This window comes from Sorangium sp. So ce321 (assembly GCF_051530195.1).
Taxonomy (GTDB): Bacteria; Myxococcota_A; Polyangia; order Polyangiales; family Polyangiaceae; genus Sorangium.
The window spans coordinates 5,114,352-5,136,349 of record NZ_CP150329.1 but is presented as its reverse complement, the minus strand read 5'-3'; the positions used below and the strand labels follow the sequence as shown (position 1 = coordinate 5,136,349).

The window sequence follows — 21,998 nt, the reverse complement described above, 5'->3', positions numbered from 1 at the left end:
GGCTCACTCGGAGAGATCGATCCTCTTTGCCTGTCGCCTAGCGCCGAGCAGCTTCTCCTTGAGAGCTGCGTGCTTCGAGGCGCCCTGTCCGCGCGTGGCCTCGCTGTCCCTGGACGAGGAGAGGGCCAGGAGGCCGATCTCGGGATCACGCACGACCTGCCGGAGCACCTCCTCGTAACCTCTGGCCATCTCGTGGATCGTGGCGGCCTCGAAGAGGTCGGTGCTGTAGGTCCACTCCACGCTGAGCGCCCCCGCGGTCTCGTGGACCCAGACGGTGAGATCGTAACGCGCTGTCTCCCGCGCCGAGGGGAGCTCCTCGATCGCGAGGCCGGGTATCGAGAGCTCGTCGGACGGCGTGTTCTGAACGCCGAAGACCACCTGGAAGAAGGGGGTGACGCCCGGCTCGCGCGGCGGGCTCAGCGCCTCGATGAGCTTCTCGAACGGCAGCGCCTGGTGATCGTAGGCCTCCAGGGTCTCGCGCCGGACCTGCGCGAGCAGGTCGCGGTAGCTCGGCCTGGCCGAGAGGTCGAAGCGCAGGACGACGTTGTTGATGAAGCAGCCGATGAGCGGCTCGGCCTCCACCTGGCTCCGGCCGGCGACTGTCACGCCGAGGAGCAGGTCGTCCTGCCGGCTGAAGCGATAGAGCAGCGCCAGGAACCCGGCCATGAGGGTCATGTTGAGCGTGGCGCCGGCGCGGCGGCCGAGCTCCGCGAGCGCGCGGGCGAGCTCGCCGTCGAGCGGCTGGACGAAGCGCGCGCCCGCGTCGCTCCGCCGCCGGGAGCGCGGCCGATCGAGCGGCAACGCGAGCGTCGGCAGCTCGCCGCCGAGCTTCCTGGCGAAGTGCTCGATGTGCTCCTCGAGGACCTCGCCGCTCATCCACTTGCGCTGCCAGGCGGCCAGGTCGGCGTACTGGAAGGGCAGCTCGGGCAGGTGATGGGGCCTGCCCGCGGCGAGCGACTCGTAGCAGGCGACGAGCTCACGGACGAGCACGCTGAGCGACCAGCCGTCGCAGAGGAGGTGGTGCAGCGTGAAGGCGAGCACCGCCTCCTCGGGCGCGAGCTGGAAGATCCTGAGGCGGACGAGCGGCGCGCGCGAGAGATCGAAGGGCGCCGAGACCTCTGCCTCGAAGCGTCGACCGAGCTCGGCCTCTCGGGCCTCGCGGCCATGGATCCCCCGGAGGTCCTCGATGACCGCCGCGAGAGGGAACTCGTCCGCCACGACCATGGCCGGGCGGCCGTCGACGGTCTCCACCCGCATGCGCAAGATCTCGTGGCGCCGCGCGATCTCGGCCAGCGCCCCGCGGACGACGTCCACGTCCAGCGCCCCGCGGACGCGGAGCCCGGCGGACATGTTGTACGCCCCGCTGTCGGGCGCGAACTGCGCAGCAGTCCAGAGCTGCTCCTGGGAGAACGAGAGAGGTAAAGGGCGATCGCGCGACACCCGCTGGAGCGGCGGAGCCTGCCGGCGGCGCTCGGCCCGCTGCATGTAGTCGGCGAGCGAGGCGAGCACCGGCTCCTCGAAGATCACGCGCAAGGGCAGCTCTCGGCCGAACACCTTGCCCGCGCGCGAGGCGAGCTGGGTGGCGAGGAGCGAGTGTCCGCCGAGATCGAAGAAGCTGTCCGAGCGCCGCACGGTGTCCACGCCGAGCACGTCGCGAAAGACGCCGGCGAGCAGCTCCTCGGCGGGCGTGCGCGGCGCGTCGGCGCTGCTCGGGCCGACGCCTTCGGGGCGCCTGCGCACGAGGGCCGCGCGATCGATCTTGCGGTTGGGCGTGAGGGGCATGGCGTCCAGCACCTCGATCGCGGAAGGCACCATGTAGTGAGGCAGCTTGTCCCTGAGGAAGCGCTTCACGTCCTCGACCCGCAGCGGAGGCGCGCCGTCGCCGCCGTCATCGAGCGTCAGGCACGCGACCAGCCGCTTCTCTCCGGGGCGATCCTCGCGGACCACCACCACGGCCTCCCTGACGCCGGGGTACGCAGCGACGACGGCCGCGATCTCGTCCGGCTCGACGCGGAACCCGCGGATCTTCACCTGGTGATCGGCGCGCCCCAGGAGCGCGAGGTTGCCGTCCGGCAGGAGGCGCGCCAGATCGCCGGTGCGGTAGAGCCGCTCGCCGGGCGTGCGCGCGAACGGGTCGGGGATGAACCGCTCGGCGGTATGGCCCGGCCGGTTCAGGTAACCGCGCGCCACGCCGGGGCCGCCGAGGAAGAGCTCCCCCGGAACGCCCGCGGGTACGGGCATGAGATGGGCGTCCAGCACGAGCGCCCTCACCCCCGGCATGGGCCGGCCGATCGGCACGGAGCGCTCCCCGTCGCGCTCGAGGCGCTGCGACTCGAACCAGGTGCTGTCGATCGTGGCCTCGCTGACGCCATAGGCGTTGATCAGGCGGGTGCTCGGCCCGCAGAGGGCCCTGAAGCGGGCGTGGTCCTCGGCGGTCCACACGTCCGAGCCGACGACGAGGAGCCTCATGAAGCCGAGATCCTGCCCGGTCTCCTCCAGGTGATCCGAGAGCGCGCGGAGCACGGCGGGGATGAAGTCGGCGCAGTCCACGCGCTGGCGGCGCATCAACGCATGGAGCTTGTCGGGCTCGACCAGGAGGCCGCGCGGGCAGAACACCAGCCTGCCGCCGCTGCAAAGGGCGCGGAGCACCTCGCCGGAGAAGACGTCGAAGGCGCTGCTGGCCATCTGCAGGTGGCAGCTGGGACCGCCGGCCAGGTGAAACTCGTGCTCCCAGGCGAGATAGACGTTGACCAGCGCGCGGTGGGTGACGGTGACGCCCTTGGGCTTGCCGGTCGTGCCCGAGGTGTACACGACGTACGCTGCGTTGTCGGACGAGCACGGCCAGAGCTCGGCCGCAGCCTCGCCCGCGGGGGCGGAGCCCTCCAGGAAGGGATCGAGCGTCACCACCGCGGCGCCGTGCGCGCCGTGCGCGCCGTACGCCGACAGCGCGGCGGCGTCGCGCTCGCTGCAGAGGAGGACGGACGGGCGGGCGTCCGAGAGGAGCTCGGCCAGGCGGTCTCTCGGGTGGCCGGGCTCGAGGCAGAGGTAGGCGCCCCCGGCCATGAGGACAGCCAGAACGCCGGTGACGAGCGCGATGCCGTCCTCGGCGCAGAGGCCAACGAGCACCTCGGGGCCGACGCCGAGCGCGCGCAGGCGGCGCGCGAGCGCGCCGGCGCGCGCGCTCATCTCTCCATAGGAAACGTGACGATCGCCCGAGGAGAGCGCCGTCGCGCCCGGGTCGTCGGCAGCGCGCCGCGCGATGAGCCGGTGAACGCACGCGTCGCGCCGCGGATCGCCGGCCAGCGCCGGCGGCGGCGCGAGCTCCCAGCTCGCCTCCAGGGCGGCGAGCTCGCCGCCGCCGAGCATCTCCAGCTCGCCGATGCGCCGGTGCGGGGCGGCCGCGAGCAGCCGCAGCAGGGCCGTGAAATGGTCGATCATGCGGCGGATGGTCGAGTCCGCGAAGAGGTCGGTGTTGTACTCGATGGTCCCGCGCAGCCCGCCGCCGAGCTCCTCCAGGGTCACGGACACGTCGAACATCGAGGTCACGCGCTCCGGCTCCAGGGGCTCGACCGCGAGGTCCCCGAGCGTCATCACCTCGTCGTCGGCGTCCTGCACGTCGAACATCACCTGGAACAGCGGGTGATGGCTGAGGCTGCGCTCCGGCCGCACGGCCTCCACGACCTGCTCGAACGGCAGATCCTGGTGAGCGTACGCGTCGAGGGTGGTCTGCCGGACGCGGCGCAGCAGGGTATCGAACGTCGGATTCCCGGACAGATCGCTGCGCAGCACCAGCGTGTTGACGAAGAAGCCGATGAGCCCTTCGATCTCCTTGCGCGTGCGGTTCGCCACCGGCACGCCCACCAGGAGATCGGTCTGCCCGGAGTAGCGGCTCAGCAGCACGTTGAAGCCGGCGAAGAGCGTCATGAAGAACGTGACGTCGAAGCGCCGGCCGAGGGCCCTGAGATCGGCCGTCAGGGCGCTGTCGAGGGTGAAGCGGGCGACGGCTCCCTTCATGGTCTGGAGCGCGGGGCGCGGCCGGTCGGTCGGGAGCGAGAGGAGCAGCGGTGCGCCGGCGAGCTGCGCCTTCCAGAAGGCGAGCTGGCGCGCGAGGCGCTCGCCCTGCAGATAGGCGCGCTGCCAGCAGGCGAAATCGACGTACTGGACAGGCAGCCTGGGCAGGGGATAGGCCCCCTCGGCGCCGAGGCGGTAGTGGTCGTAGAGCGCGATGAGCTCGTCCAGGAAGACGCGCACGGACCAGCCGTCGGAGATGATGTGGTGCAGGGTCACCTGCAGCACGTGATCGGCCGGACCGAGGCGGAGCAGCCTGCACCGCACGAGCGGGCCCCTGGCCAGATCGAACCGCGAGGCCCCCTCCTCGTCCACGAGGCGCCGCAGCGCGGCCTCGCGCTCCGCCTCGTCACGGTCGCTCAGATCGATCGTCGCGACGCGCCCGGCGGCGGGCGGCTCGATGACCTGGCGCGGCGCCCCGCCCTCGGCGGGGAAGCGGGTGCGCAGCGTCTCGTGGCGGGCGAGGATGTCGGAATAGGCTCGCTCCAGGGCCTCGACGTGCAGCGCGCCGCGCAGGCGGTAGGCCCCGGCCATGTTGTAAGCGTCGCTGGGCTCCTCGAGCTGGTGGAGGAACCAGAGCCGCTGCTGGGCGAAGGAGAGCGGCAGCGGATGGGTCCCGTCACGCGGCGCGGGCTCGATCGGCGTCGTCGCGTCCCCGCGGTCGAGATCGCGGGCCTGCTCGATGGCGACGGCGAGCTCGGCCAAGGTCTGGTGCTCGAAGACCGCGCGTAGCGCGAGCTCGACGCCGAAGGCTTCACGCACGCGCGAGACGAGCCGGGTGGCCAGCAGGGAATGCCCGCCCAGGGTGAAGAAGTTCGCGAAGCGACCGACGGGATCCACACGGAGCAGATCGCGCCAGATGTCCGCGAGGACCGCCTCGGTCGGCGTGCACGCCGGCACGTGCTCGGCGGTGTCGAGCGCGCCTCCTGCGGGCGCCGGCAGCGCGCGCCGGTCGATCTTGCCGTTCGACAGCAAGGGAAACGCGTCGAGCAGGACGAAGGCCGAGGGCACCATGTAAGCGGGCAGCCGCTCTTGCAGGTGGCGCGCGAGCGCGCCGCTCTCGGCGTGTGCGGCGGGGACGACGTAGGCCACGAGGCGCCTGTCGTCCTCGCCGTCTTCCCGCATCACCACCACGCACTCGCGCACGCCCGGGTGCAGCGACAGCGCGGCCTCGATCTCGCCTATCTCGATGCGGAAGCCGCGGATCTTCACCTGATGATCGATGCGGCCCAGGAACTCGATGCTGCCGTCGGGGAGGAAACGCACGAGATCGCCGGTGCGGTACATCCTCGCTCCCGGCGTCCCCGCGAAGGGGTCGGGGACGAACGCCTGGGCAGTTCGCCCCGGGTCGGCGATGTAGCCGCGCCCGACGCCGACGCCGCCGATGCACAGCTCGCCGGCCACCCCGTCGGGCACGGGCTCGAGGCGCTCGTCGAGCACGTAGTTGCTGAGGTTCGCCACGCAGCCGTGGATCGGCACGTACTTCCACGCGCGGGATGGGGCCCGGTAGAGCTTGTGGAGCGAGGTGTCGTCCGAGCACTCGGTCGGCCCATAGGCGTTGACCATCGGGACGCGCGGGAACGCCCGGAACCAGCGCTCGCATAGCTCCGGCAGGAGGGCCTCCCCGGTCGGCATCAGCCACCGCAGCGCCGACAGATCGTAGGCTTCCGGCCGCGCCTCCAGCTCATCGAGGAGGAGCCGGAGGTGCGAGGGCACGGTCTCGAAGATCGTCGCCCGCTGGGCGGAGAGGGCGGTCAGGAGCGGCCCCGGCGCCCACGCCTGCTCGTCTTTCAGGATGAGGACTCGGCCGCCCACGAGGAGCAGGTTGAGCAGCTGCCACACCGAGATATCGAACGTCTGGCGGGCGATCTGGGCCATCGTGTCGCCGGCGCCGAGGCCGAGCTCCACCACCTTGGCGAACTGCTGATTGAGCATGCCCGCGTGGGTGACCATGACGCCCTTGGGCGTGCCCGTGGACCCGGAGGTGAAGAGCACGTAGGCGAGATCGTCGGCCGATCCCTCTGCCGGAGAGGAGCCGCGAGGCGCCGGCGAGGAGGCCAGGAGCTCGGCGATGCAGAGCGCCGGCGCCGCGTTCAGCGCGCCCGCCCTGCCCTGCGACGAGGCCGCGCAGACGAGCGCCCTGGCCCTGCTCCGCGCGAGCGCCGTCGCGAGCCGCTGATCCGGCCAGTCCGCGTCGAGCGGCATGTAGGCGCCTCCGGCCTTGAAGACGCCCAGGATGGCGGCGACGAGCTCGACGCCGCGGTCGAGGAGCAGGCCCACGACGTCGTCGCGGCCCACGCCGCGCTCGCGCAGCGCGCGCGCGATGCGGCGGGCGCGCTCGTCGAGCTCCGCGTACGTCCAGCGCTCCCCGTCGCACTCGACGGCCACGGCGCCCGGCGTGCGCTCGACCTGCGCCTCGAAGAGCTCGGTGAAGCGCGCCTCCGGGCGCCACTCGGGGCGCACCGCCGTGAAGTCGCGCGCCGTCCGGTTGCGCTCAACCACGATCTGCCGGCGCTCGGCCGCGGTGAGCAGCGGCAGCCCGGAGAGCCGCGTCCCGGGCGCGGCGACGACGCCCTCGAGGAGCGCGCGCAGGTGCCCGGCCATGCGCTCGACGGTCGCGGCGTCGAAGAGATCGGCGCTGTACTCCAGCGTCCCGACCAGCGCCCCGTCGACCTCCCGGAGCGTCAGATCCAGGTCGAACTTGGCCGTCCGGGTGGAGATCTCCTCCTCGCGCAGGGACAGGCCCGCGAGCCGCATCTCGTGCACGGGCGCGTTCTGCAGCGTGAACATGACCTGGAACACCGGCGTGCGGCTGAGATCGCGCGGCACGCCCAGCGCGTCGACGATCCGCTCGAACGGCAGGGCCTGATGGGCGTAGGCGTCGAGCGCTGTGTCGCGCACCTGCCGCAGGAGCTCGACGAAGGGCGGATCCGCGCTCAGATCGGCCCGCAGCGCCAGCGTGTTGACGAAGAAGCCGATGAGCCCCTCGACCTCGGCGCGCGTGCGGTTGGCCACGGGCGAGCCGACCACCACGTCGGATTGCCGGCTGTAGCGCCCCAGGAGGGCCTGGAAGGCGGCCAGCAACGTCATGAAGAGCGTCGCGTTCTCGCGCAGGCTCAGCGCGCGGAGCGCCTGCGCGAGCTCGGCCGGCAGGACGACGGCCACCTCGCCGCCCCGGAAGCTCTGCGCCGCGGGCCGCGGGCGGTCGGCGGGCAGCTCCATGGCGCTCGGGATCCCGGCGAGCTGCCGGGTCCAGTACGCGAGCTCGCGCTCGAGGGCCTCGCCCGCCAGGCCCTGCCGTTGCCAGCGCGCATAGTCGGCGTACTGGATCGGGAGCGGCGGCAGCGGCGACGGCTGCCCGGCGACGTACGCCGCGTACAGGGCCGAGACCTCGCGCACGAACACGCCGATCGACCAGTCGTCGGAGACGATGTGGTGCATGCCGAGGAGCCACACGTGCTCGGTCGCGCCGAGGCGCACGAGCGCGCTGCGCACGAGCGGGCCCTCGGCGAGGTCGAAGGGCCGCTCGGCCTCCTCTCGGGCGACGCGCGCGAGCGCTCCTTCCCGCTCGGCCTCGGGCATCGCCGAGAGATCGAAGAGCGGCAGAGAGAGCGCGACAGCGGGCGCGATCCGCTGCACGCCGCCGCCCTCCGCGTCGGTCGCGAAGGTGGCGCGCAGCGCATCGTGACGGCGCACCACCTCGCGGAGGCAGCCGTGCAGCGCCCCCTGATCGAGGGCGCCGGACAGGCGCACGGCCGCCGCCATGTTGTAGGCGGTGCTGCCAGGATCGAGCTGCTGCAAGAACCACAGCCGCTCCTGCGCAAACGACATGGGCGGCGGTGCGTCGCCGCGGGGCACCAGCGGTATCGTCGGCGCCCCGTCCAGCCCGTCTCGCCCGGCGCGGGCGCGCTCGATGCGCGCGGCGAGCTGCGCCAGCACGGGCGCCTCGAAGACGGCGCGCAGCGGCAGATCGACCCCGAAGACGCTGCGCACGCGCGAGACGAGCTGGGTCGCCAGCAGCGAGTGCCCCCCGCTCGCGAAGAACTCGTCGGCGGAGCCGGCGCGGGACAGGCCAAGCACCTCCTGCCAGATCTCGGCGAGCTTGATCTCGGTCTCGCCGCTGGGGGCCACGTGCTCGCCTCGCGCGGCCGGCTCCAGCTCCGGCGCAGGCAGCGCCTTGCGGTCGAGCTTGCCGCTCGTGGTCAGGGGCAGCGACTCCAGCGCCACGAAGGCGCTCGGCACCATGTACGACGGCAACGCGAGCTCCAGGGCCCGGCGCAGCGCCTCGACATCGACGTCCGGCTCGGAGCGCGGCACGACGTAGGCCACGAGGCGCGGATCGCCCGCGCGATCCTCGCGCAGGAGCACCGCGGCCTCGCGGACCTGCGCGCTCGCCAGCAGCGCAGCCTCGATCTCCCCGAGCTCGATCCGGAAGCCGCGCAGCTTCACCTGGTGATCGATGCGACCGAGGAAGAGGATGGTGCCGTCGGGCAGGAAGCGGGCCAGATCCCCGGTGCGGTACAGCCGCGCGCCCGGCGTGCGGCTGAACGGATCGGGGATGAACCGCTCGGCCGTCAACGCGGGCCGCTTGAGGTAGCCGCGCGCCACCTGCACACCCCCGATAAAGAGCTCGCCCGGCACCCCGACGGGGACAGGCTGCAGCTGGCCGTCGAGGAGGTAGATTCGCGTGTTGGCCACCGGCTTCCCGATGGGAACGCTCCCGTGCGAATCCCCCCGCCGGCAGCGCCACGACGTGACGTCCACCGCCGCCTCCGTCGGCCCGTAGAGGTTCTGAAGCTCGGGCGCCCCCTCGCCCTCGCCCAGCTTGCCGAAGAACCGCTCCTGCAGCTCCCGCGACAGCGCCTCTCCGCTGCAGATCACCCGCCGCAGCGAACGGCACTGGCGGCCATCCACCGACTCGAGGAACGCCTGCAGCATCGACGGCACGAAGTGCACCGTGCTGATCGCCTCCGCCTCGATCACGTCCGCCAGGTACGCCGGGTCGCGGTGACCCTCGGGCGCCGCCACCACCAGCCGCGCGCCGCACAGCAGCGGCGCGAACAGCTCCCACACCGACACGTCGAACGTGTACGGCGTCTTCTGCAACACAGCGTCCTGCTCGCCGAGGCCGCTGTCCTCCAGCATCCACAGCAGCCGGTTCACGATCCCACGATGGCTGTTCTCCACCCCCTTCGGCCGACCCGTCGAGCCCGAGGTGTAGATCACGTACGCCAGGTGCTCGGGCCCGCCGACTGGCCGCGGATCATCGCCACGCTCGCGCTCGATCGCCGCCCAGTCGGCGTCCAGGCGCACCACCCGCGCCGGCGTCTCGGGCAGCCCGCTGCTCCACTTCTCCTGCGTCAGCACCACGGGCGACGCCGCGTCCTCGAGCACCACCCGGATGCGCTCGGACGGATACGTCGGATCGATCGGAAGGTACGCTCCACCGGCCTTGAGCACCCCGTACAGCGCCACCACAAGCTCCAACGACCGCTCCGCCACCACCGCCACCACCGTGTCCGGCCCCACCCCGTGCCGCCTCAGGTGATGCGCAAGCTGGTTCGCCCTCGTGTTCAGCTCGCCATACGTCAGCCGCTCGCCCTCGAACACCAGCGCCGTCCTGCCCGGCGTGCGCGCCACCTGCGCCTCGAACAGCTCGTGCAGGCATCTGTCCTGGGGATAGGGCCGCTCGCTCTGGTTGAAGCCCTCCACGAGGCCCCGCAGCTCGTCCTCCGATAGCAGGGGAAGCTCGCGCAGCCGCCGCGCCGGTCGCTCCGCACCCGCGGTCAGCAGGCGCACGTAGGCGCGCGCGAACCGGGCGATCGTCTCCTCGTCGAAGAGCGAGGTGGCATAATCGAACTGCAGCCGCGCCGTGTCTCCTGTCTCGAGGACATCGAGGAGCAGATCGAACTTGGCGTGGTGAATGGGCGTGGAGACCGCTGCCGTCCGCATGCGCCAGAAGGGCACGGCGGTGTCGACGCGGTTCAGGTTGAACGCCAGCGACACCGCCGCCCCGCGGTCCAGCGCGACCCGATGGTCCAGCTTGCGGATCAGGTGAGCGAAGGGGAACTCCTGGTGCTCGTACACATCGAGCATGTCGCGCTGGACGGCGGCGAGGAGCTCCTCGAAGCGCGCGTCGCCGAGCACCCGGGCGCGGAAGGGCGCGAGGTGGGTGCAGTACCCCACGAAGCGCTCGCCGCCCTCGAACGACCGGCCGGCAACGGGGAACCCCACCACGATGTCCTCGCGGCCGGCGAGCCGGGCGATCAGGAGGAGATAGCCCGCGAGCAGCAGCATGAACGGCGTGCAGCCTTGCTGCCGGCCCGCCTCCTTGAGCCGCCGCCAGGTCTCGGGATCCAGCGCGATCTCGTGGCGCGCCCCGTCGAAGGTGAACACGCCGGGCCGCGGCCGGCTCGTCGGCAGCTCCGTGGGCTCGATTCCGCCCTGAAAGCGGGTCCGCCAGAAGGACTCGTCAATGCCAGCGCGCGCGGAGGCCAGGTACGCTTGCTCGTGCGACGCGAACGCGCCGTAGGGAGGCGCCGGCGCGAGCGCGGGCGCGCGGCCCTCGCAGAGCGCGTTGTAGAGCTCGGCCAGGTCCTCGAGCATCACGGCAAGCGACAGGCCGTCCGTCACGATGTGGTGACCGTCGATGACCAGCTCGTGCCGGTGGTCGCTCAGCGAGAGCAGCGTGAACCGGACCAGCGGGCCGCGATGGAGCTCGAGGTGCACCCGGCTCGCGTCGGCCAGCCAGCGGGCCGCCTTCGCCTCCGCCTCGGCCTCGCTCGCCGCGGCGCAGCTCACCACGTCGAGCGCCACCTCCGCGCGCGGCGACACCACCTGATGACTCCCGTCCTCGGCGATGTGGATCCGCAGGGCGTCGTGGCGCTCCGCCAGGAGGGCGACGGCGCGACGGAGCCCGCCCATGTCGATCGGGCCGTGCATCTCCAGGGCCGTGGTCTCGACGTAGGCCGCGAGCGCGCCCGGGTTCAGCTTCGCCAGGAACCAGAGCTGCTTCTGGGCCTCGGAGAGGGGCAGCGTCTCCCGGGCGGCCTGAGCGCGCGAGGGATCGAGCGCCGGCGCCCCGGCCGCGACGCCCTGCTCGCGGGGCGCGGACGCCCCGTTGCTGCCCGATACAGTCCTCGATCCGGGGCCGCCCGGCCGCGGCGGCGGCGGCAGGAAGCCGTCCTTCTGGAGCGCGCGGACGGTCTCCTCGACCGCGCTCACGATGTGATCGATGTCCTCATCGGCGTGGGCCGTGGAGAGGAAGCAAGTGCGCCCCTCCCAGACGAACACCCCCTTGTCGATGAGGTGGTAGAAGAACAGGTCGAGGTTGCCCTCGAACTGAAAGCGGAAGTAGGAGCTGAAGCTCGAGAGGCCGATGGGCGCGCCGGTCTCGCGGAACACCTCGCGCACCCGTTCGGCGAACGCCGCGGTCCTCGCGCCGAGGCGCTCCTGCAGCGCGGGGCCCTGCTCCTTGAGGTGCGTCAGCACGGCGCGCGCGGACACCATCGAGAGCGAGTGCATCTGGTAGGTGCCGGCCAGGAAGGTGGTCTCGGCGCCCGGGTACGATCCGTCGCCGTAGCTCCAGTAGCCGCCGTCGATCGCATCCATGAACTCGGCCTTGCCGGCGACGCAGCCGATGGGCAGCCCGCCGCCGAGCACCTTGCCGTAGGTCACGAGATCGGCGCGGACATCGAAGTAGGCCTGAGCGCCGCCCGGGTGCACCCGGAAGCCGGTGACCATCTCGTCGAAGATGAGGACGATGCCGAGCTCCCGGGTGACGGCGCGCAGCTCTCTCAGGAAGCGGCCGGGCTGCAGCCCGGGCCGGCGGCTCTGCACGGGCTCCACGAGCACCGCCGCGATCTCGCCCCCGATCGATCGGAGCCTCTCGAGCTCGCTGAAATCACCGTACTCCAGGACGATCGTGTCCTTCACCAGCTCGTCCGGCACGCCGGGCGCCATGGGGAGGCTGGGCTCGCCGGGCCGGCCTGAGGGCCGGGCCAGCACCGTGTCGAAGTGGCCATGGTACGAGACGCCGAACATGGCGATCTTCGTGCGCCCGGTGGCCGTGCGCGCGAGGCGCAGCGCGGTCATCACCGCCTCGGTGCCCGAGGTGCAGAAGGCGGCGCGATCGACGCCGGTGAGCTCACAGACCAGGGCGGCGACCTCACCGGCGTACCGCGAGCGGGGGCCGAGCTCGATGCCCCCCGACTGGAGCTGACGCGTGATGGCCTGGCTCACGAGGGGCGGGTTGTGACCGAGCAAGCTCACGCCGAAGCCCATGGCCATGTCGACGTAGCGATTGCCGTCGAGGTCCCAGACATAGGGGCCCTCGAGGCGCTCGGCGGCGATGGGATACACCATCTCCTTGGTGCTGAAGCGGAACCCCGCCGACGCGCGGTTGTCCGCGAGGACAGCGCGGTATTGCTGGGTCAGCGCCTTGGATTTGCTCGTCTTTTCGGTGTAGCGCGCGGCGAGCGCCCGCAGGTGGCGCTCCTGCTTGTCGCCTTCGCCGAGCCTGGTGTGGGCGGTGGCGCTGGCGGGGTTGTAGGGGCCGAACGCGGTGTAGCTACGCTTCTGGTCTTTCTCGGGGCGCGCCTCGGCGTTGGGGGCTCCGGCCGCGGGCGGCGCGAGGGACGGCGCTGGTGACCGGGAGACGGCAGGGCTTGCGGCGGCCCGGGCTCCGGGCGGGGCGGGCGCCTGCGGAGCGGCCGTCTGGACGGGGGCCGCCGATCGTGGAGCGCCCAGCAGCTGCAAGGCCATGGTGATGACCTGCGTGTGCTGGTCCATCATGCGCGACACCGCCGCGGCGGTGCCCTCGCCTGGCGGCTGGACCAGCGCGCTCGGCGCCGTGAGCGCGCCCGCTCCGTTCGACGGAGGGGGGGCGGCAGGGGCCGCCGGCGCTGGCGGCGGCATGCGCGCGTCGACGTAGCTCGCGATCGCCGCCAGCGTGGGCAGCTCCCTGAACACCTGCCGGACGGTGATCTCGACGCTGAAGTGGTCGCGGATGGCGCGGATCGCGTCCATCAGCATCAGCGAATCGGCGCCGATCTCCAGGAGCGGCCGATCGGGGTCCAGCCGGTCGGGAGATGTCTTGAGGAGCCTGGCCACCACGGTCCTGAGCTGCTCCAGGATCTCGGAAGCGCGGTCGACGGGCGCCGCGGGCGTGGCAGCGGGAGGGGCGCTCTCATGCGGCGCCGTGCGCGCGGCCGGCGCCGGCGGGAGGAGCGCGACGCTGCTCGCGACGCTGGCGCCGGGAGACATCGTGTTTGCGCGCGCCGCGAGGACGTCGCCGGCCGCCCGCGGCGCCGCCTCGTCGAACCAGCAGCGCCTGCGCTCCAGCCCGGGCGACGGCAGCCCGGGGATGCGGCGGAGTCCCTCGCTGCGACCGACGCGCTCGAGGTCCACCTGGACGCCGGAGATGTGGAGCCCGGCCAGCATCTCCGTCAGCGTCTCCCACTCGGGGACGTCGGCCTTCAGCGTGGGAAAACACGAGACGCCGCTGCCCAGCACCTCGTCTGCGAGGCCCGTCAGGACCTGGCGCGGGCCGATCTCCACGAACACCTCGCAGCCGGCGGCGCGCAGGCTGGTGAGCCCCTCGAGGAAGCGCACCTTCTGGCGCAGCTGAGCGCGCCAGTACCGGGCGCTGGGCGCCTCGTCCAGCATCCGGCCGGTCACGGTCGAGCCGAACAGGAGGCGCGGCGCCCGGTGGTGAGCCGCGGCGGCGATCTTCTCGAAGTCGTCGAGGATCGGCTCGACCATGGCCGAATGACCGGCCAGGGTCACATTGGCGCGGCGGTTGCGGATGCCGTCCGCGTCGAGACGCGCCATGAGGCGCTCCAGCGCCTCCACCGGCCCGGATACCAGCGTGTTCTGGGGCGAGTTGACGGCCGCCACGACCACGGCAGGCGTCGACTTCAGATACTGCTCCACCTCGGCCTCGGAGGCGTACACCGTGACCATGCCGCCGCCCGTGGAGACCGATTGCAGGAGCCGCCCGCGCTCGAAGACCAGGCGCAGGCCGTCTTCCAGGTCGAAGACCCCGGCTGCGCACGCGGCCGCGAACTCGCCCAGGCTGTGACCCATGACGGCATCCGGCACGATCCCCCAGGACATCAGGAGCTCGGCGAGCGCGACCTGGAGCGAGAAGAGCGTCACCTGCGCGAACTGGGCCTGGTGAATCCGCCCGTCGGGCTCGCCATCCGGATAGAGGATGGAGAGCAGCGAGCAGCCGAGATGTTCGCGGACGAGCGCGTCGCAGCGGTCGATGGTGTCGCGGACCGAGGGCTGCGTCTCGTAGAGCGCGCGGGCCATGCCGGAGTACTGGGCGCCCTGGCCCGAGAAGAGGAAAGCGACGCGAGGCCGCCGCCTCGCGCGACCCACCGTGACCGCCGGTGTCACGGCGCCGCCGAGGTACCCCTCCAGGTGACGGCAGAGCTCCCCTGCGTCCCTGGCGCTCACGGCGAGCCGGAGCTCATGGGCGTCCCGGCCCACCGCGAGGGTGTGGCAGAAATCGGCCACGTCGACCTCCGGGTGGCTCGCGAGGTGGTCCTTGCAGCGCTCGGCCAGCTCGCGCAGGGCCGCGTCGCTCCTGGCCGAGAGCCGCAGGAGGTGAACGGGTCGCCGCGGGACGCGGCGCGCGTCCGGGAGATCCGCCTCGCGGGGCACGGCCTCGGCCGGGGCCTGCTCCAGGACCACATGGGCGATGGTGCCGCCGAACCCGAAGGAGCTGACGCCGGCGAGGCGGGGCTCGCCGCCGGTCTCCCAGGGCACGGAGCGGCTGGGGATGTAGAAGCCGCCATCGAGCGAGATGTGCGGGTTGAGCTGGCGCAAAAAGAGGTTGCCAGGGAGCTCACGGTGCCTGAGCGCGTGAACCACCTTGAGGAGCCCGCCGATGCCGGCCGCAGCCTCCATGTGGCCCAGGTTGGTCTTCACGGAGCCCACGCCGCAGCGGGCCTCTGGGCCGCGATCCCTGCTCAGCACGTTCCTGATCGCGCCGAACTCGATCGGATCGCCGAGGGCCGTGCCGGTGCCGTGGGCCTCCACGTACTGGATCTGGGCCGGCGCGACGCCGGCGCGATCGAGGGCGGCGCGGAGGACGGCTTCCTGGGCGGGGCCGTTCGGGGCGTGGAGCCCGTTGCTGCGGCCGTCCTGGTGCAGCGCGGAGCCGCGGATCACCGCCAGCACGGGATCGCCGTCGCGCAGGGCGTCGCGCAGGCGCTTGAGCACGACGACGCCGCAGCCCTCGCTCCGCACGTAGCCGTCCGCGCTCGCGTCGAACGTCTTGCAGCGCCCGTCGGGCGCCATGAAGTGTCCGTCGGTCATGGCCCGGGTGACGCCCGGGTCGAGGAGCACGTTGACGCCCCCGGCGATGGCGACGTCGCACTCGCCGGACTCCAGGCTGCGGCAGGCGTAGTGCACCGCGACGAGCGAGGAGGAGCAGGCCGTGTCCACGACGACGCTGGGGCCGCGCAGATCGAGCGTGTAGGACAGGCGGTTGGCGACGACGCTGGAGGCGCTGCCGGCCGCGGAGAAGGCGTTGGCCGAGGAGCCCGCCGCGAGCCGCTCGTAATCGTGGGTGCTCACCCCCATGAACACGCCGGTCAGGCTGCCGGCCAGCCGCGAGGGGGCGACGCCGGCGAAGTGCAGCGCTTCATGCGCCACCTCCAGCACCAGCCGCTGCTGCGGATCGATGACGTCGGCCTCGCGCGGCGAGATGCCGAAATGCTCCGGATCGAAGCGCTCGATGCCGTCGAGGTACCCTCCCCAGAGCGGCTCGCCGTCATCGCGCAGGCCGAGCAGCGCCCGTCGCTCTGGCGGCAGCTCGCGGATGGCGTCGCCGCCCTGCTGGAGCAGCTCCCAGAAGGCCTCCGGTCCGCTCGCGCCCGGGAAGCGGCAGCCGATCCCGATGATGGCCACGGCCTCCTGGCGGCCTTCCAGGCGCACAGGCGCGCCCTCTGTCGTGCGCGCGGGCGCGGGCGCGCCCCGGCTGGCCAGGGCGAGGGCGAGCTGGGCGATCGTGGGGTGGTCGTAAACGAGCGTGGGCGAGACGGGGATCTTCAGCTCGCCTTCCAGGTCGCCTGTCAGCGCGATGGCCGCCTTCGAGCTGAGGCCATACTGGGCGAGGGGGCGGCTCACGTCGAGGTCGCCTGGGCTCACCTTGAGCGCCGCCGCGACGAGCCGCAGCACGACCTCCTGGAGATGGTCGACGTCGTGCCTGGCCGGCCCGACCTCGGGCGGCGGTCCAGCGCTCTCCTCCCGGCGCTCCGCGCCGAGGGCGCCGGAGCGCGCCACCACGTCCAGGCTTCCTTCCAGGAAACGTGCGCGGGCCGCGTGACGCTGGACCTTGCCGCTGCTCGTCAGGGGCAAGGAGCCCGTGGGGATGAGCACCACGGCGTGCAGGCTGAGATCGTGCGACTCGGCCACGGCCTGATGGATGACGGGGAAGACCTCGCTCCACGCCGTGCTCTTCGACCCGCGCGCCACCTCCTGCACCACCACGACGCGCTCCTCGCCGTCCACCTCGACGCCGAACGCTGCGGCGCAATAAGGCTTCAGCGCCGGATGGCTGGTGGAGACGACCGCCTCGATGTCCTGGGGGTAGAGGTTGCGGCCGCGGAGGATGATCGTGTCCTTCATGCGACCGGCCACGTAGAGCTCGCCGCCGCGGAAGAAGCCGAGATCGCCGGTGCGCAGGAAGGGCCCCTCGCCGCTCTCGGTCGTGGCCTCGAACGTCTCCCGGCTGAGGTCGGGGCGGTCCCAGTAGCCCCCGGCCACGCTCGGGCCGGCGATCCAGATCTCGCCCACCTCGCCGTCGGGCAGGGCGCGCCGCTCTCCTGGGTCCACGATGCACACGCGGTGGTCTTCGGGGACCTTGCCGCAGCCCACCAGCACGGCCGCGCTGGCGCCCCGCTCGGTCGGCGTCGCGCTGCGCGCGGCGAGGGCTGCCTTGTCGAAGGCGCTGACGACGGGCAGGGCGGATGGATCGCCGCCGGTGACCATGAGAGTGGCCTCGGCCATGCCGAAGCAGCAATGGAACGCCTGATGTCTGAAACCGACGGAGGCGAACTTCCTGGTGAAGCGCTCCAGCGTCTCCGCGCGGATGGGCTCGGCGCCGTTGTACGCGAGCCGCCAGCTCCTCAGGTCGAGCGTCGCGACCTTCTCGGGTGAGATCTTCTCGACGCACAGGTCGAAGGCGAAGTTGGGTCCGCCGCCGACGGTGCCCCCGTACTTCGCCATGGCCTCCAGCCAGCGCATCGGGTTCTGCACGAAGTCGAGGGGCGACATCAGCACGGAGAGGCATCCCACGTAGAGGGGCTGCAGGACGTTGAGGATGAGGCCCATGTCGTGGAACAAGGGCACCCAGCTGACGAACACGTCCTCCTCGGAGTTGCGGAAGCAATCGCGGATGGCACGTCCATTGGCCATCAGGTTGCCGTGCCCGACCATCACGCCTTTGGGGGCGCCGGTGGAGCCCGAGGTGTACTGGAGGAAGGCGAGGTCATGGGCCCTCATCGCGGGCAGGTCGGCCTCTCTCTGCCCGGGCAGCCCGGTCGTCGAGTAGACGCTCACCGCCTCGTATCCGGGCTCGGACCGCATGAACCCGGAGACGGTCTCGTACAGGCTAGCGCAGGTGACGGCGGCGACGGGGCGCGCGTTCTTGAAGATCTCCTCGACCCGGAAGATCTTCTGATTGCGCCGGGGCGGATAGAGCGGGACCGCGATCATGCCCGCATAGAGGCAGCCCATGAACGAGACGATGTACTCCAGCCCCGGAGGATAGAGCAGGACGACGCGATCGCCTGGCGCGCCCAGCCCGAGCAGGAACGCGGCCGTCTTGCGCGCCTCGCGATCCAGCTCGGCGTAGGTGAGGCGCTCCTCACGGCGCCCCTTGTCGGAAAGAAAGATGTAGGCCGTCCTGTCGGGCTGCCGAGCGGCGCGCTGCTTCAGCACGTCCACCAGGGTGCCGGCGTCCTCGGGGCGGAAGGTGACGTTGCTGCGGCTCATTCTGGGGCTCTCTCTCATCGGGTACGCTGCACTGACCTACTGCCGGGTGACGTCGAGACCGGGAGGAGGGCGCGGGGGCGCGCTCGACCGCGCGGCTCCTGCCTGGGGAAAGCCCCTCCCTTGCGAGGCGCTCCAGCCCAGACGACCGACCTGCACGTGGTGCCTGTCACCGCGTCGACTGCCGTCGCGGACACGCGTGCAGGGTGGCCGCTGCGCGCGGGGGCTCAGCCCGCGCGCAGCGCTTCATGGAGGATGGCGCACCCCTCTTCGAGCTGCGCTGCCCCGGTGGTCAGCGGAGGCAGGACCTTCAGCACGGCGTCGGCGCGTCCGCACAGCTCGATGATCAGGCCCTGATCGAAGCACCGCGCCTGTACCTGCCGGGCCCGCTCGAAGCCCCCCTCCTGGGCGAGGTCGATGCCGTAGACCATGCCGATGCCGCGCACGGCGCCGCCGGGGGCCAGCCGCTCGCGGATGGTCCGGGACAGGAGCTGACCGTTCTGCTGGATGCTGGACTCGAACGCCGCGCTCTTCCAGAAATCGAGCGCCGCCGTGGCCCCGACGAACGAGATCTGGTTGCCCCGAAAGGTGCCGGTGTGCTCACCGGGTCGCCATTGATCGAGCTCGGGCCTCATCAGGAGCAGCGCCATGGGAAACCCGTAGCCGCTGATCGATTTCGAGAGCGTCACCAGATCCGGCGTGATGCCGGCGCGCTCGAAGGAGAAGAAGCTGCCGGCGCGCCCGCAGCCGACCTGGATGTCGTCGCACACGAGCAGGATGCCGTGCTTCTGCGTGAGCTGGCGCAGCGCCTTCAGCCACTCGGGCGAGGCGACGTACACCCCGCCGTCCATCTGGATGGTCTCCACGAACACCGCGGCCGGAAGGTCGACGCCGGAGCATGGGTCCTCGAGGAGGCGCTCCATGTAGGCGAGCGAGTCGAACGGCCCCCCGGGTCCGTCCTGGTACGGGATGAACGTCGTGTTGGCCAGGGGGACTCCCGCGCTGGCGCGGACCTGGCGGCCGGAGCTGATGGAGGTGCTGCCGAGCGTCATGCCGTGGAACGCGCCCGCGAAGGCGAACACACCCGTGCGCCCGGTCACCTTGCGCACGAGCTTGAGCGCCGCTTCCACGCTGTTGGTGCCGGTGGGGCCGCAGAACTGAACCTTGTAGTCGAGCTGTCGCGGATGAAGGATGGTCTGCTGAAACTGCTCGAGGAACTCCCGCTTCGCGACCGTGTGGGTGTCCAGCGCGTGGACGATGCCGTCCGAGCTCAGGTAATCGACCAGCCGACGCTTGAGATGCTCGTTGTTGTGCCCGTAGTTCAGTGCACCAGCGCCGGAGAGGAAGTCGATGTAGCGCTTGCCCGAGGTGTCGAACACCTCCGAGCCCCGGGCGCGGCTGAACACGACCGGAAACTTGCGGCAATATAGCCGGACGTTCGACTCGCGCGCTTCAAAGATAGTCATAAGGTTGCTCTCTTTCGCAAGGAAATCGAAGGACCCGGGTGCTGACCGGTGCCAGCGCGTCATCACGCCGCGGGCAGGGCACGGGGCCGCCGCGGCGCGGCGTCCTGGAAGGCCACTTCCAGCGACGCGTCTTCCAGCGGCGCGTCACCGCTCGCCTGCTCCCGACAGCTGTCCTTATCACCAGGCCGATGATGGCGAGACGTCGATGACCGATGTCGGTCGTTCACACCACCCGTCGTCCTCCGATCCTGGCGTACGCTGACGAGAGTTGTTCAGCTGAACCTCTAGCATAATGTTCAGGCAATCGTGTGACATTTCACCAACATGATTGTTACCGGCCGCCATCATTGGCTGGAACCAGGGACAGGTTGCTCCTTTGATGAGGCATTCTTGCCTCACTTTGATGAGGCATTCTTGCCTCACAGCAAAATCTCAGCGTGAGCCGTGCTGCTCCCCTCGGGCCGGCGCGCATGCCATGGGCGCTCTCTGCGCCCGTGACGAGCGCCTCGCCGCCGGGGAGGAGACCGATGGATCTACCATCGGCGTTCAGAAGGCTCGTACGATCCAGGCTCAGGAAGCCAGCGCCGCTGCGCGGCAAGGTCGGGCGACCGTCTCAGGCTCGGCGGTCCGAGATCCTGCTCGCGGCAAGCAATCAGGCCAAGGTGACGTCATCGCCGGCATGTGTAGCGCATCACCCGAAGGGGGTCGATTGACAAAATGCGACACCGATTGACCGATCGCGCCACGCTCGTGTCTTTCGTGTAGCTCGTGCAGATGGACGACGAGGACGACGAGGACGACGAGAACGACGGGGGTAACAAGGACGACAAGGCCAAACGCCCACGTCGGCCCGTCCGAGCCAGTCGTCCGCGGCCCCCGGACCTGCTGGCGTTCCCGAATCCTATCGGCTACTTGGAGGCTGTTCGTGGACCAACGGTCTGCGCCGCGCCGCGCTGCAAGACGAGCGTGAGCGGGTCGGGTCAGGTTCGCGCGTGTGCCCTGAGCGGGAAATGAGCGGCGAACGCGAGGTGGATGTGACGTCGGGGGACGCCCCGTTCAGGTTCATCAGCTGTTTGCCGCCGCAGCTGCCTCCATCTGCCTGCGCAGGCTGAGGGGACGCATATCCGTCCAGATCTGCTCGATATGGGCGAGGCAATCGGCCTTGGTGCCCTTCGTACCCTCATCTCGCCAGCCGGGAGGAAGGTCCCTCGAAGCGGGCCAGATCGAGTACTGCTCCTCGTGATTCACAACGACGATGTAATTATCTTCTTCCTGGTGCATGGTGGCTCCAGCGGTTCGGGGTTGTACGGGGGCAGCTGCAGACAGGTATGATGCGAGGCCGCCAGCGCCGCATTGTGCCTCCTACTATGTTCCGTCTGGTACGTCAAGCAGGTCCATCGGCGCTCCCAGTCGTGACCTTCCCGCCGTCAAGCACTCGCCGGTTCGTCAGCGTTCCCGTGTCGTGGATGCCAGACAAGCGCTCCGCCAAGCGCCTAGGGCGTCGGGTCATGCCGGCCGCCCTCGCGCGAGCAACGGGGCGACTGCCTTCACCCCTCGCCCTCGCGGCCGTGCCAGCAGGAAACCTCAAGCCTGTCCCCCAGCGGGATCTCCACCGACCCGTAGCCGCTACCCGCGCCGCGCACGTACTCGACGTAGGGCCGCAGGTCATCGGGCGCGATGTCGAGATCGTCGGCGACCACGAGCGCGCCCCTCCGCAATCGGGGCTCGAGTATCCGGAGCACCGCAATCAAAGATTCTTCCAGCCGTCCAGCAGAACGAGATCAATCGACCCTTCCACGTCCCGGAGCGGTACCAGCGCGCCTCCCTCGCGGATCTCGACGAGATCGCCGAGCCCGCTCTCATCGAGGTTCTGCCGCGCCCGCCGCACCTTCTCCGGGTGCAGCTCGCTGCCAATCACCCGCCCGCCACCGCCATCGCGGACGGCCGCGGCCAAGAACACCGTCGAAATCCCGAACCACGTGCCGAACTCCACCACCGTGCGCGCCCTTGCCGCGAAGGCGAGCAGATGGATCAGCCCCCGACCTCGCGGGAAACCGGCAGATAGGCTGGTGCTCATGATGACGTGTCTCCTCCAGGCAGGCTGACGGCGACGACGCTGCTGGCCTCGCTGCTGCCCTGTTCGACTCGAAACGTGCGCCCGAGCAGACATGACTTCCAGTGCATGCGGCGTCGGCGATCGGCCGGCCGGCGTCGAGGGCGTCCTCGACGACGCGCGGCATCTCGATGCGCGGTCGGCGGAGCCCTCGCCGCCCTCGGACCCTTCCTCTTCGTCCTGCGCGGCGAGCGCGCGCCGCGCCTCCTCGAAGCGGAGGATCGTCCGCACGGAGCTCGTGACAAGCAGGCAGCGGACCCGCACGGCCAGCGCCACCACGACATGGCCTCCGGTCGCTACATCGCTGAGAAGGCTCGCCGCGCAGGCCGCCGTCGCTTCCACGTCGG

Annotated in this window: 5 protein-coding genes; all 5 read right to left on the bottom strand. The window is 71.2% G+C overall.

The window, feature by feature from the left end; all coding sequences use genetic code 11:
- Positions 1-3 precede the first annotated feature (3 nt).
- Positions 4-18,075 (bottom strand): amino acid adenylation domain-containing protein, encoded by an 18,072-nt coding sequence (locus tag WME89_RS19345; protein ID WP_438010591.1) that lies wholly within the window; start codon positions 18,073-18,075, stop codon positions 4-6.
- A 224-nt stretch (positions 18,076-18,299) separates the two neighbouring features.
- Positions 18,300-19,538: a diaminobutyrate--2-oxoglutarate transaminase gene (ectB, locus tag WME89_RS19340; RefSeq protein WP_438010590.1), complete on the bottom strand. Its 1,239-nt coding sequence runs from the start codon at positions 19,536-19,538 to the stop codon at positions 18,300-18,302.
- Between the two features lie 1,065 nt (positions 19,539-20,603).
- Entirely contained in the window at positions 20,604-20,819 is a 216-nt protein-coding gene (locus WME89_RS19335; protein WP_438010589.1) for an MbtH family protein, read from the bottom strand.
- Positions 20,820-21,085: 266 nt separating this feature from the next.
- Entirely contained in the window at positions 21,086-21,280 is a 195-nt protein-coding gene (locus WME89_RS19330; RefSeq protein WP_438010588.1) for a methyltransferase, read from the bottom strand.
- A gap of 5 nt (positions 21,281-21,285) precedes the next feature.
- Complete coding sequence (locus tag WME89_RS19325) at positions 21,286-21,993, bottom strand: O-methyltransferase (RefSeq protein WP_438010587.1); 708 nt, start codon at positions 21,991-21,993, stop codon at positions 21,286-21,288.
- Positions 21,994-21,998: the final 5 nt, after the last annotated feature.

What these genes read in the sequence shown, in the direction of transcription:
- WME89_RS19345 (WP_438010591.1), bottom strand. Translation starts at nt 18,075, where the DNA reads ATGAGCCGCAGCAACGTCACCTTCCGCCCCGAGGACGCCGGCACCCTG.
- ectB (WP_438010590.1), bottom strand. Translation starts at nt 19,538, where the DNA reads ATGACTATCTTTGAAGCGCGCGAGTCGAACGTCCGGCTATATTGCCGC.
- WME89_RS19335 (WP_438010589.1), bottom strand. Translation starts at nt 20,819, where the DNA reads ATGCACCAGGAAGAAGATAATTACATCGTCGTTGTGAATCACGAGGAG.